10 protein-coding genes are annotated in these 12141 nt (G+C 69.9%); 6 read left to right on the top strand and 4 right to left on the bottom strand.

Annotated elements, in window-relative coordinates:
* Nucleotides 1–30: 30 nt before the first annotated feature.
* From glf to AB0O24_RS06090, 4 genes are read left to right on the top strand one after another with little or no spacing between them, the layout of a single operon-like run.
* Nucleotides 31–1167 (top strand): UDP-galactopyranose mutase, encoded by a 1137-nt coding sequence (gene glf, locus AB0O24_RS06105; protein ID WP_275798258.1) that lies wholly within the window; start codon nucleotides 31–33, stop codon nucleotides 1165–1167.
* A gap of 13 nt (nucleotides 1168–1180) precedes the next feature.
* A complete protein-coding gene (locus AB0O24_RS06100; protein WP_363373356.1) occupies nucleotides 1181–3214 on the top strand; it encodes an acyltransferase family protein in 2034 nt (677 codons plus the stop codon).
* Between the two features lie 22 nt (nucleotides 3215–3236).
* Entirely contained in the window at nucleotides 3237–4028 is a 792-nt protein-coding gene (locus AB0O24_RS06095; protein ID WP_275798253.1) for an ABC transporter permease, read from the top strand.
* Nucleotides 4028–4768 carry an ABC transporter ATP-binding protein gene (locus AB0O24_RS06090; protein WP_275798251.1) on the top strand — a complete coding sequence of 247 codons (741 nt, stop codon included), beginning with the start codon at nucleotides 4028–4030 and terminating at the stop codon, nucleotides 4766–4768. The genes AB0O24_RS06095 and AB0O24_RS06090 overlap by 1 nt, the downstream gene beginning before the upstream one ends.
* 34 nt (nucleotides 4769–4802) lie before the next feature.
* Here the strand turns inward: AB0O24_RS06090 and AB0O24_RS06085 are convergent, their stop codons facing one another.
* From AB0O24_RS06085 to AB0O24_RS06070, 4 genes are read right to left on the bottom strand one after another with little or no spacing between them, the layout of a single operon-like run.
* Nucleotides 4803–5768 (bottom strand): glycosyltransferase family 2 protein, encoded by a 966-nt coding sequence (locus tag AB0O24_RS06085; RefSeq protein ID WP_275798267.1) that lies wholly within the window; start codon nucleotides 5766–5768, stop codon nucleotides 4803–4805.
* Nucleotides 5769–5770: 2 nt separating this feature from the next.
* Nucleotides 5771–7684, bottom strand: a complete 1914-nt coding sequence (locus AB0O24_RS06080; RefSeq protein ID WP_275798249.1) for a glycosyltransferase — start codon at nucleotides 7682–7684, stop codon at nucleotides 5771–5773.
* Between the two features lie 49 nt (nucleotides 7685–7733).
* Nucleotides 7734–9050, bottom strand: a complete 1317-nt coding sequence (locus tag AB0O24_RS06075; RefSeq protein ID WP_363373351.1) for an O-antigen ligase family protein — start codon at nucleotides 9048–9050, stop codon at nucleotides 7734–7736.
* The gene (locus AB0O24_RS06070; protein ID WP_363373349.1) at nucleotides 9047–10447 is read right to left on the bottom strand and encodes an O-antigen ligase family protein; all 1401 of its coding nucleotides are present in this window, start codon (nucleotides 10445–10447) and stop codon (nucleotides 9047–9049) included. The genes AB0O24_RS06075 and AB0O24_RS06070 overlap by 4 nt, the downstream gene beginning before the upstream one ends.
* A 62-nt stretch (nucleotides 10448–10509) precedes the next feature.
* Between AB0O24_RS06070 and manA the strand changes: the two genes are divergently transcribed.
* Together manA and AB0O24_RS06060 are read left to right on the top strand one after the other, a co-directional pair.
* Complete coding sequence (gene manA / locus AB0O24_RS06065) at nucleotides 10510–11664, top strand: mannose-6-phosphate isomerase, class I (RefSeq protein WP_363373347.1); 1155 nt, start codon at nucleotides 10510–10512, stop codon at nucleotides 11662–11664.
* Between the two features lie 144 nt (nucleotides 11665–11808).
* On the top strand, nucleotides 11809–12129 hold the full coding sequence (locus tag AB0O24_RS06060; RefSeq protein ID WP_013583637.1) for a WhiB family transcriptional regulator: 321 nt from the start codon (nucleotides 11809–11811) through the stop codon (nucleotides 12127–12129).
* The last annotated feature ends 12 nt before the right edge of the window (nucleotides 12130–12141 follow it).

Raw genomic sequence — 12141 nt, 5'->3', positions numbered from 1 at the left:
TCTTCCCCGAAACGAGAGTTGTTCGCGTACATGGATCTTCTGGTAGTCGGTTCGGGCTTTTTTGGTCTCACGATCGCGGAGCGGGCGGCTGCCGCCGGGCGCCGCGTCACGGTGATCGACCGTCGCGCCCACATCGGTGGCAACGCCTACTCCGAGGACGAGCCCGAGACGGGGATCGAGGTCCACCGGTACGGGGCGCATCTGTTCCACACGTCCAACCCGACGGTGTGGGAGTACGTCAACCGCTTCACGGATTTCACCTCCTACGTCCACCGCGTCTACACGACGCACAAGGGTGTGGTGTTCCCGCTGCCGATCAACCTCGGCACGATCAACCAGTTCTTCCAGGCCGCGTACACCCCCGATCAGGCGAAGGCGCTCGTTCAGGAGCTCGCGGGCGAGTTCGATGCGAAGGATGCCGCGAACCTCGAGGAGAAGGGGATCGCCCTCATCGGACGCCCGCTGTACGAGGCGTTCATCCGCGATTACACGGCGAAGCAGTGGCAGACCGACCCGAAGGATCTGCCGGCCGAGGTGATCTCTCGTCTGCCCGTTCGGTACACGTACGACAACCGGTACTTCAACGACACGTGGGAGGGTCTCCCGGTCGATGGGTACACCGCGTGGCTGGAGCGGATGGCCGACCACCCGAACATCGAGGTGAAGCTGTCGACGGATTACTTCGACGAGTCGCAGCCGCTGAACAAGAAGGCCACCGTCGGCCAGGTGCCCGTCGTGTACACCGGCCCGGTCGACCGGTACTTCGACTACGCCGAGGGCGAGCTGTCGTGGCGCACGCTCGACTTCGAGCAGGAGGTCCTGCCGATCGGCGATTTCCAGGGCACGAGCGTGATGAACTACGCCGACGCCGATGTGCCGTACACGCGCATCCACGAGTTCAAGCACTTCCACCCCGAGCGTGCCGACCGCTACCCGACCGACAAGACGGTCGTGGTGCGCGAGTACTCCCGCTTCGCGACCCGCGCGGACGAGCCGTACTACCCGGTGAACACCGCCGACGACCGTGCCGGTCTGCTGGCGTACCGCGAGCTGGCGAAGGGCGAGCGCGACGTGCACTTCGGTGGTCGCCTCGGCACGTACCAGTACCTCGACATGCACATGGCCATCGGTTCCGCCCTGTCGATGTGGAACAACCAGCTCGCGTGACGCCTCCGTGCGTATGACCCACGGGTCCGAGGTCCGGTCGGCGAGCGCTGACCGGGCGGACGAGGGGCGCTGGGCGTATCGCCCCGACATCGACGGCCTGCGCGCCGTCGCGATCCTGCTCGTCGTGACCTACCACGTGTGGATCGGCCGGGTCTCGGGCGGCGTCGACGTCTTCCTCATGCTGTCGGCGTTCTTCCTCACCCGCGGCTTCGTGCGTCGGATGGACGGACCGACACCCGTTCGTCCGGTCGCGCACCTCATCGGCATCTTCCGCCGGTTGCTGCCCGCGGCCGCGGTGACGCTGGTGGGCGTTCTCGCCCTCGCCTGGACGTTCTTCCCGCCGGCCACGTGGCGCGCGATCTGGGAGCAGACCTGGGCGTCGCTCCTCTACGTGCAGAACGCGCTGCTGGCGGCGGATGCCGTGGACTACTACGCGCGGACGGAGGTGCCGAGTCCGCTGCAGCACTTCTGGTCGATGTCGGTGCAGGGCCAGGCCTTCGTGCTCTGGGTCGTCCTTCTGGCCGGGTGCCAGATCGTCGTCCGCCGCTTCGGCGCGTCACCGGATCGCGTCGTCGGGCTCGTCTTCGGCGCGGTGTTCGCGCTCTCGCTGGCGTACTCGATCGTCCGGACCGCGGCGGAGCAGCAGAGTGCCTACTTCGACACGGGCGCGCGCCTGTGGGAGTTCGCCGCGGGCTCGCTCCTCGTCGTCGTGCTGCCGCACGTGCGCCCGGGGCCGGTGATCCGCGCGCTGCTCGGGTGGGCGGGGCTGTTCGGACTCCTGGTCCTCGGTCTCGTCGTCGACGTGCAGGGCGGGTTCCCCGGTTTCCTCGCGCTGTGGCCGGTGCTGTGCGCGGCCGCGATCGTCGTCTCGGGGAGCGGCGCGGCTCGCGGAGGACCGGGGCGGTTCCTGGCATCCCGCCCGCTGCGGCTCCTCGGTCGCGACGCCTACGCCCTCTACCTGGTGCACTGGCCGATCCTCGTCACCTTCCTCGTCGTGACGGGCAGGGAAGGCGCCGGGATCGTCGGGGGAACGCTCGTCATCGTGCTCTCGCTCGCCCTCGCCCGGGCGTTGACCGCGGCGGTCGACACCCCCGTCCGCGCGTGGAGGAGAAGCGACCCCTCCCGGCTCGTCCCCATCGCGGTGGTGGTCGTCGCCGCGGCGGTGGTCGTGGTGCCCGTGACCGCGTGGCAGGTCTCGAGCGAGCTCGAGGCGCGGGCCGTCGCGGCGCGCGCGGCCATCTCCAACCCGGGTGCGGCCGTGCTGCACGATCCCACGCTGCCCGAGCCGCCTGCCGACGCGGTCCTGCTCCCGATGCCCGCCGCTCTCGAGGACGAGTGGATGCAACTCGACCGCCCCTGCACCGGCGATCGCGTGCCGACGGCGGAGATCCTGATCGGCACGTGCAACGAGACCACGCACACGGCCCGCGCCGGACGGACGATCGTCGTCGTCGGCGACTCTCACTCGCAGCAGATCACCGCGGCCCTCGCGCCCCTCGCGGAGCAGAACGGGTGGGGCGTGGTCATGCTCGTCAAGGGCGGCTGCTCGATGGGGCTCGACGAACCGGGAATGGACCCGACGTGCGACGCGTGGCGAGAGGCTGCGGTCGACCACGTCGAACGGATGCGACCGGATGCCGTCGTGACCGTCGTGACGCGATCGGACCACGGCGAGGCCGACGAGGCGCTCCGCCCCGGCATCGACCGCTTCCTCGATCGCATGGGCGACGCCGGCATCGACGTCCTCGGCATCCGGGACAACCCGCGGTTCGGGTTCGACATGTACAGCTGCGTCGCCGAGGCGGCCGATCCTGTGGAGTGTGCCGTGCCGCGCGCGGGCTCGCTCGCCGACGACAATCCGGCCGTCGTGCTCGATCGTGCGGGGGTCCAGCTCGTCGACCTCACCCCGTGGATCTGCCCCGATGACGTGTGCGTCGGCGTCGTGGGCAACGTCGCACTGTACCGAGACGACAACCACCTGTCGCGCACGTACGCCGCGACCCTCGCGCCCCTGCTGGCCGAGCAGCTTCCCCCCAGCCTCGGATGACGCTCGCACATAGGATTCTCGGGTGACCCCCGCCACCGTCGGCGCCCCCGGTTCGGCGCGGCGCTCCCTCCACTCGCTGTGGCTGCTGTCGTCGCGCGACCTGCGCGTGCGCTACTCCACCAGCGCTCTGGGGTACCTGTGGTCGGTGCTCGATCCGCTCGTGATGAGCGGCATCTACTGGTTCGTGTTCACCCAGGTGTTCCACCGCTCGGTGGGTGAGGACCCGTACATCGTCTTCCTCATCACGGCGCTGCTGCCCTGGGTGTGGTTCAACTCCGCGGTCACCGATTTCACGAAAGCGTTCAAGAAGGACGCCCGTCTCGTGCGCTCGACCTCGATCCCGCGCTGGATCTGGGTCAACCGCATCGTGGTGAGCAAGGGCATCGAGTTCCTGTTCTCCCTCCCCGTGCTCGTGCTGTTCGCGGTCTTCGGCGGGGCTCAGGTGTCGTGGGCGCTCCTCGCCTTCCCCCTCGCGGTGATCCTGCAGACGGTCCTCCTCGTCGGGCTCGGCCTGATCGTCGCTCCGCTGTGCGTGATGTTCGGCGACCTCGAGCGGACCACGCGTCTCGTGCTGCGCGCCCTGTTCTACGCCTCGCCGATCATCTACGGCGTCGGCAACCTCCCGGGTGTCTTCGCCGATATCGCGGCGTTCAACCCGCTCGCGGGTATCTTCACCCTCTACCGCGTCGGTTTCTTCCCCGATCAGTGGGACACGATGACGGTGCTCGTGGGGGCGGCGGTGAGCCTCGGCATCCTGGGACTGGGGCTGCTGGTGTTCCCGCGCCTCGAACGTCCCGTGCTGAAGGAGCTGTGATGGTCGGCCCCGCGATCGATGTGCACGGGCTCGGCGTGCGGTTCCGCCGCAATCGCCGCGGCACCCGCAGCCTCAAAGATCTGTTCGGCGGCGCGGAGCGGCGCTCCCGGCCCGACGAGTTCTGGGCGTTGCGCGACGTGTCGTTCCGCGTGGAGCCCGGGGAGTCCATCGGCGTGGTCGGCCGCAACGGCCAGGGGAAGTCGACGCTGCTCAAGCTCGTCGCCGGTGTCCTCCTCCCCGACGAGGGCGGCGTCGAGGTCGACGGCGGAGTCGCCCCGCTCATCGAGATCACCGGCGGGTTCGTCGGCGACCTCACGGTCCGCGAGAACGTCCGCCTGACCGCCGGACTGCACGGGATGCCACGCGCCGAGGTCGCGCGCCGCTTCGACGACATGATCGCCTTCGCCGAGATCGGCGACTTCGTCGACACCCCGTACAAGCACCTGTCCAACGGCATGAAGGTGCGGCTGGCGTTCTCGGTCGTGTCGCAGCTGGACGAGCCGATCCTCCTCGTGGACGAGGTGCTCGCTGTGGGCGACCGTGCGTTCCGCGAGAAGTGCTACCGCCGCATCGACGAACTCCTCGCCGAGGGGCGCACGCTCTTCTTCGTCAGCCACAACGAGAAAGACCTGCGGCGCTTCTGCCGTCGCGGCCTGTATCTCGACGGCGGACGGCTGGAGCTCGACGCGCCGATCGCCGAGGTGCTCGACCGCTACAACGAGGACTACGCCACGCGCTGAGCCGCCCGGGCAGGCGGCCGTCGCGCGAGCGGCGTCAGCCGACGGGCTGAGCGCGCTCCAGCGGCGGCATCGGCGTCCACGACGTGTCACGCAGGATCCGGCGGCCGTCGCGCAGCCCGCGGAATAGGTGGCTCGTTCCGCGGACCTTGCGCTCCACGACGACGAGGCGGATCAGCTCTTTCACGAACGTCAGCGCCGTGCCGGCCGAGAAGGGGAGGGGCTGGTAGACGCCGAGCTCCCGGTAGTACTTCTGCAGGTATGCCCTGTTGCGCATGATGTAGTACCGGTACGCGTCGCTCGAGGCGTTCATGTGCCGGATGCCCATGTCCCACTGCTTGATCTCGCGGGTGCGGCGCAGCACGAACTCGTTCACGATGACCGACGGCGTCTGACGCGAGGCGAGCCAGCCGTAGAGCTGATCGTCCCAGTAGATGAAGAAGCGGGGGTCGGGCAGGCCGATCTTCGCGACGATGTCGCGGTGGATGAACATGCCCTCGAAGCATCCGGAGTTCATCGGCTTGAAGCCGGAGTCGTCGAATCCGGCCGGGGCGAAGGGGATCGGGATCGCCATCGACTCGGCGACGCGGTACTGCCAGTAGAACTCGCTGCCGTCGTAGTCGTAGCGCCGACCCTGGATGCTGCGGAACCGCGGCGTCCAGTGGCCCATGCGGGCGAGGCCGTCCGAGACCACCTCGACGTCGTCGTCCATGAGCCAGATCCACTCGGCCCCGAGTTCGTAGGCGACGCGCATCCCCTCGCTGAATCCGCCGGAGCCGCCCGTGTTCGTCTCGAGGCGGCGGTAGACCAGCTCGGTGGGCAGGCGATCGCGGAACGACTCGACGACCTCGGTCGTGTCGTCGGTCGAGGCGTTGTCGATCACGACGAGGTGTCCCGGGGCGGGGTCCATGCGCTCGATGCTCTCGAGCAGACGCGTCAACAGGTGCGTGCGGTTGTAGGTGACGACGACGATGGTCGCGGTCGTCGGATCGAAGGATGCCATGCTCACGAACGCTCCTCGAAGGTCGCGCGCCACTGCGCCTCGGACACCAGGTCGGGCAGCGCCCGACGGTACTGCTCGGACAGGCGCGGCCACTCACGCTGCAGGCGACGGTGCAGACGCAGGCTCTCGCGCAGCATCCGCCGGTACTGCGCCCGGTCGCGCGTGTAGATGTTCTGTCCCGACCCGTCGGCGGCGCTGACGAGAGCGCTGTCGTAGTGCGGCACCCGCCACCAGTGCGCGTCGCCCTTGCCGAACTCGACCTCGGGCTGCGCGACGTTCTCGGGACGCGGGGTGTGGAACCAGTGCGAGAGCAGCGTGCGCAGCGTGAAGACACGTAGACGCACGCCCGTCGGGCTGTCGAACTCGTGGCGCTTGAGGCGACGGAACACCTGGCGTCCGCGGCGCGAGCGCAGCGGCACTCCGGAGTCCTTGTGGATGATCGTCTCGGGGTGCTTCTTGGCGATGGCCCGTGCTTCGGGCATCGCGGTCGCGAGACCGCGGCGCATGTGCGCGGGGCCGGACAGCACGTCGCGGAGCGCCCGATGACGGAGCTCGACCGGGTAGTACTGCATCATCATGAGGTGCTTGAGGTCGAGGCGTCGACTGTGCCGGATGAGCGTGCCGCCCTGCGGTGAGCGCGAGTGCAGGAGAGCCGAGACGATGCGGTTGCGGGCGTGGAAGTACGCCTGCCAGTCGATCGAGTCGTCCTTGCCGACCCACGAGACGTGCCACAGCGCGACACCGGGCATCGACACCGTCGGGTAGCCGGCATCCCGAGCCCGCAGGCAGAACTCGGCGTCGTCCCACTTGATGAACGCCGGGAGCGACAGGCCGATCTCGCGCAGGATGCTGGTGGGGATGAGGCACATCCACCAGCCGTTGTAATCGGCGTCGAGGCGCATGTGCAGGATCGGGCTCTGGCGGAGGTTCGCGACGCTGAAGTCGTGGGGGAGGCGCTCCTGGTACAGCGCCCGCCACATGAAGGGCGCGTCGTCGACGACCTCGGCCCAGGCGTGGAGCTTGGGGCGGTCGAGCAGGTCGAACATGTGCGCGCCGACGATCGTGGGGACCGAGGCGTAGCGCCCGAAGACGACCGACCGGCGGATCGACTCGGGCTCGATGCGGACGTCGTCGTCGAGCAGCTGGACGAAGTCGCTCTCGGGGCGCTGCAGGGTCTCGGTCATGGCGCGGGCGAAGCCGCCCGAACCGCCGAGGTTCGGCTGGCGGATCACCTGGAGGGTCTCGCCCAGGCGCGACGCGACCTCGGGGTACGCGGCCTGATCGGCGACGAGATCGGTGCCCTGATCGATGAGGAACACGCGGTCCACGACGTCGAGCACGTCGGGGGCGTCGGCGAGGGCCTGCAGCGTGTTCACGCAGTAGTCGGGCTTGTTGTATGTCGTGATGCCGATGCTGGCCTTGCCCGCGCGCACCGGCTCTTCGTCGGTCGTCCACGTCGCGCCCTCGAACATCGCGTCCGAGCGGTCGGCGGCGACGTCGAACCAGATCCAGCCCCCGTCGCTGTACTGGTCGAGGACGAGCTCGAACGCGGTCTCGGCGGAATCACCGCGGACCTCACGGGTCTCGATGCGCTGCTTCGTCCCGGCTCCGTTCGAGCGGTAGACGAGGATCGTCGCGTCACCCGAGGTGTGCACGGTCAGGCGCACCCGGCGGACCGCGGTCCAGTGCTGCCAGTACGACGCGGGGAAAGCGTTGAAGTACGTGCCGAACGAGACGCGGCGCCCCGCCACGATGCGGGCGCGGTGGCGGTCGAGCACGTTGCTCAACTGGGCGACGTTGGTCACGCGCACCGGCTCCTCATCGATCGTCGACCACGTCTCGGGGTCGACGTACAGGGGGAGAAGGTCGGGGTCGCGGTCGAGCGGGAGCACGGCGTTCTGCAGGGTGTACGTCACGAAGGGTCTTTCGTCGAAGGCGCAGGCCGTCGGGCGGCCGACCCGGAGTCTACCCGGCAGCGGTGGGCGGGCCCTGAACGCCCGGCCCCTCGTGCGGCGCGGGGGCCGGCGGCATCCGGAGTCCGAGGCTCTCGCGCCAGGAGCGCGACTGCCCGGCCCGCACCGCGCAGACGACCAGCAGGAGCAGCCCCGCGCCGGAGAGGGTGAAGCTCTCGAACAGCGAGAAGGTCAGCAGCGCGACGAGGGTCAGCGGGCCCCACGCGTGCACGGTCGAACGTCTCTCGGTCGCAACCAGCCAGCCCCGGGCGAGGGCGAGGGCGCCGAGGGTCAGGAACAGCAGGAGTCCGACCCAGCCCAGCTGCAGCAGCACGTCGAGGTAGGCGTCGAGCGCCGAGGTGTGCTGCTCGCCGAGGGCGAAGTTGAGCGACGCGAACGGGAACGAATCGGGCGACCACGCCCCGAACCAGCCGAAACCCTCGACCGGCCGGTAGGCCACGTAGGTCAGCAGGCGAGACCACAGGTCGGTGCGCAGCGAGAAGTCGGCGCGCGCGTCGGCCATTGCCACGAACGTGTCGCGCATGCCGTAGCCGGTCGCCACGGCCGCGATCACGCCGACGCCGAGGATGAGCTGCGCGAGAGGGCGGCGAGGTGCCGAGAGGCGACGCACGAGCGTGAGCGCGAGGGTCGCGGCACCGGTGGTCACGGCCACCGCGATCACCGTGGGCGAGCCGCTCAGCGTGGCGAGCGATCCGGCCAGGACGACCGAGGCGATCGCCGTCCCCGCGCGCACCGACTGCGTGCGGTACTCCACGAGGAAGGTGATGAGGGCGATGACGGTGACGAAGCCGAGCACGTTGCGCGTGCCGAACAGCCCCTGTACGGGGCCGAGCGAGGCGATGTCGCCTTGGATCCCCAGGAACGGGATCGGAAGGTCGAGCAGGATGCCGCTGAGGATCTCGAGCGCGAGCGAGGTGCCGAGGAGCCACCGGAGCACGTCTCCCAGGGCGCGCACCGTCTGCAGGGCGTCGCGCACGTGCCCGATCACCACGGCGAGGAACGACACCGCGACCAGCTCGGCCCACCCGCCGAGACTCGAGAGGGGATCCGCGCTCCAGAGGACGCTCGCGCCGGCCCACACCAGAAAGAGGACGAGGGTCGTGGGGGCGAGGCGGACGAGTTCGATCTCGCGCCGTCGAACGACGAGCACTCCCACGCCGAGGGCGCACAATCCGAACACGATCGTCGCGAGGGTCACGTCGCCGGACACCCCGCGGATGGCGGTCGAGCCGAAGACGGCCGCGAAGACCGTGAGGGTGAAAGCTCGCGCGAAGCCCGCCGAGGCGAGCAGGGCGGGCGCCGCCCTCACGATCCGTGGCTCTGGGGCTCGCCGCGCTCGATCGCGATGCTCTGCTCGGCGGGGCCGACGCCGACCAGGGGCGCCTGCTTGATCTTCGCTCCGAAGAGCACCACGAACATCCAGCCCCACAGGAGCAGCGGCCCCGACTCGGTCAGCCCCTGCACCACGAGAAGCGCCCCGATGAGGGTCGGCAGGAGGGTGAGGGGGGAGTACGGGCGATCGGCCCGCAGATCCCACCGCGGGCGATCGATCGCGAAGAACCACGAGCGCCACAGATAGGCGAGGTAGACGAGCGCGAGCAGGACGATCCCCACGCCGCCGAGCTGGAAGAACACGTCGATCCACACGCTGTGCGCCTGGACGACCGTCTGGCCGTGGTCGACGATCCAGCCGTCGATGAGCGGCTCCGAGGCGATCCAGGGTGTCGAGAAGCCCCAGCCGGTGAACGGACGCTCAGCCGCGCGGGCGAGCACGTCAGCCCAGATGCCCTCGCGGCCGGTGAGGTCGGCCCCTCGCCCCAGCAGTCCGAACACCGTGTCGCGGCCGAACCACAGGGCCGCGCCGCCGCCGAGCCCCACGAGGGCGTAGAGGACGTACCACCGCGTGCGCTCGCCGGGACGTCGCGCGGTGCGCATCACCAGGACGGTCGCCAGCACCAGCGCCACGAAGGCCGCCGAGACGAGGGCGGTCGCCGACCCCGCGCGGACGAAGAGGAACCCGGCGACCACAATCCAGCCGAGCAGCCACAGGCGACGGGGAGCGCCGGCGGCGAAGCGGATCGCGAACACGATGATCGCCACGAGCATCACGGATGCCAGCAGGTTCGCGTTGCCGAAGATGCCCTGGATGCGTCCGCCGTCGAAGAGGTTGTCGCGCGACCAGTAGACGATGGGGTCCATGCGCGAGGCCGGCAGCGCGAAGCCCGGCAGGATCGGTCCGCGCACGACCACGGAGACAGCGAGCTCGAACAGCAGCGACAGACCGACGATCCACTTCGCCGCCGATGCCACCGCGCGCACGACGTCGCGCCACGTGAGGACCGCACCGACGAACAGCCCCTGGAAGGTCGTGATCCCGAGCAGCAGGAGAGTGAGGACGGATGCCGCGGGCCAGGCGCTCCAGAGGACGGAGAGGAACGCCCACGCGACGTACCCGAACGCGAGCCAGGGGAGCCGGCGCCAGGCCACGGGCGGGCGGACGACGATCCACACGACGGCCGAGACCACCGCCGTCGCGATGACGATCACGGTGCTGACCACCGGGCCCACGGCGTTGACGAGACCGACACCGCCGAGCGCGAGGACGATGACGAACGCGCACCACGCCCGCAGCAGCAGGTGCCCGGTGGTCTCGCGGACGGGAGCCGAGGGCGGCGCCGAGACCGGGTGGTTCGTGTACATGACCATGGTGGACTCAGGCTACCGTCCGGGTCCGATCGACGACGGGCCGGAACGCTAGGCTTTCGCCCGTGCTGGTTGCCCTCTCGAACACTCCCCGTGACTACGCCTGGGGAAGCCCGACCCTCCTCGCCGAGCTCGAGGGGCGCGTCCCCACGGGCGCCCCCGAAGCGGAGGTGTGGTTCGGCGATCACCCCGGTTCGCCCGCTCAGGTGCTCGACGGCTCGGGGCGCACTCTCGACGAGTGGCTTCCCACGACGCCCGGCGCCCCCGAGCGACTGCCGTACCTGCTGAAGCTGCTCGCCGCGGGCTCCCCGCTCTCGATCCAGGTTCACCCCTCGAAAGACCAGGCGGTCGAGGGCTTCGCCCGCGAGGAGGCCGCGGGCGTCGCGCGCGACGCCGGCTCGCGCAACTACAAGGACGACAACCACAAGCCCGAGGTCATCGTCGCCCTCAGCGACACCTTCACCGCTCTCGCCGGCTTGCGCGACCTCGATCAGACGCGGCGCCTCGTCGACGCTCTCGGCGACGACGAGGGCGTCCGGGTGCTCCGGCAGCGCCTCGCCGACGTCGACCCGGCCTCGGCCCTGCGCGGGGCGATCGGCTGGGCGCTCGGCGAAGCGAGCACGCCGCAGATCGAGCAGATCGTCGAGGCCGCGGCATCCGTGATCTCCCCGGAGTTCGCCGCCGAGGCGGCCCTCGTCCGCCACCTCCGCGCCGAGTACCCGGGCGACCCCGGCATCGTCGTGGCTCTGCTCATGAACCTCGTCGAGCTGCGCCGCGGCGAGGCGATCTTCGTTCCGGCCGGCGTGCTCCACGCGTACGTGGCGGGCCTGGGGGTGGAGATCATGGCCGCGAGCGACAACGTCCTGCGCGGAGGCCTGACGCCCAAGCACATCGACGTCGCCGAGCTGCTCGGCCTCGTCGACTTCCGCCCGGCGGCGCCGCCGCGCCTGGAACCGCGAGCGGACGACTCCGGTGTCGAACTCTTCGCCCCGGGCATCGCCGACTTCGCCCTCGCGCACGTCGCGCCGTCGGCGGCACCGGCGCGGGTCACCCTGCGCGGTGTCTCGATCGCGGTGGGCGTGTCGGGGGAGGCGACCGTCACCGGCGCGTCCGGGACGAGCGTCGCGCTCGCGCCCGGCCAGGCGGCTCTCGCCACGGCGGACGAAGGTCCCCTCGTCGTGAGCGGCGGCGAGGTGTTCGTCGCGATGCCGGGGGAGTGAGCCGCGACACGCCGACGGCCCGCGTGAAGGTTCAGGTCTGCCTTGAGGGTTTACGATCCGCGACTTGACCAATCCGAATGACACAGGTGTAATTACTCGTACGCGAATCCGCGTCACGAGGGCTCGACTGTGGGGGAGGACGACATGACGTCGCAGTACCGGTCCGGTGTTCCGGACAACTGGTTCGTCGATCCGGTCGACCTCGGTGTCCCCGGAGTCCGTCGCGACATCGACGCCGTCGAAGAGAACACGCTCGCGTGGCAGACCGATGCGCTCTGCGCGCAGACCGACCCCGAGGCGTTCTTCCCCGAGAAGGGCGGCTCCACGCGCGACGCGAAGCGCATCTGCACCTCGTGCGACGTCAAGTCCGAGTGCCTCGAGTACGCCCTCCAGAACGACGAGCGCTTCGGCATCTGGGGCGGTCTCAGCGAGCGCGAGCGTCGCAAGCTGAAGCGCCGCGCCTGATCCGTCGTCCGA

It is taken from the genome of Microbacterium sp. NPDC086615 (assembly GCF_040686055.1).
Lineage (GTDB): Bacteria > Actinomycetota > Actinomycetes > Actinomycetales > Microbacteriaceae > Microbacterium.
The sequence above is the reverse complement of the archived record's forward strand: the minus strand, read 5'-3'. Positions and strand labels throughout refer to the sequence as shown.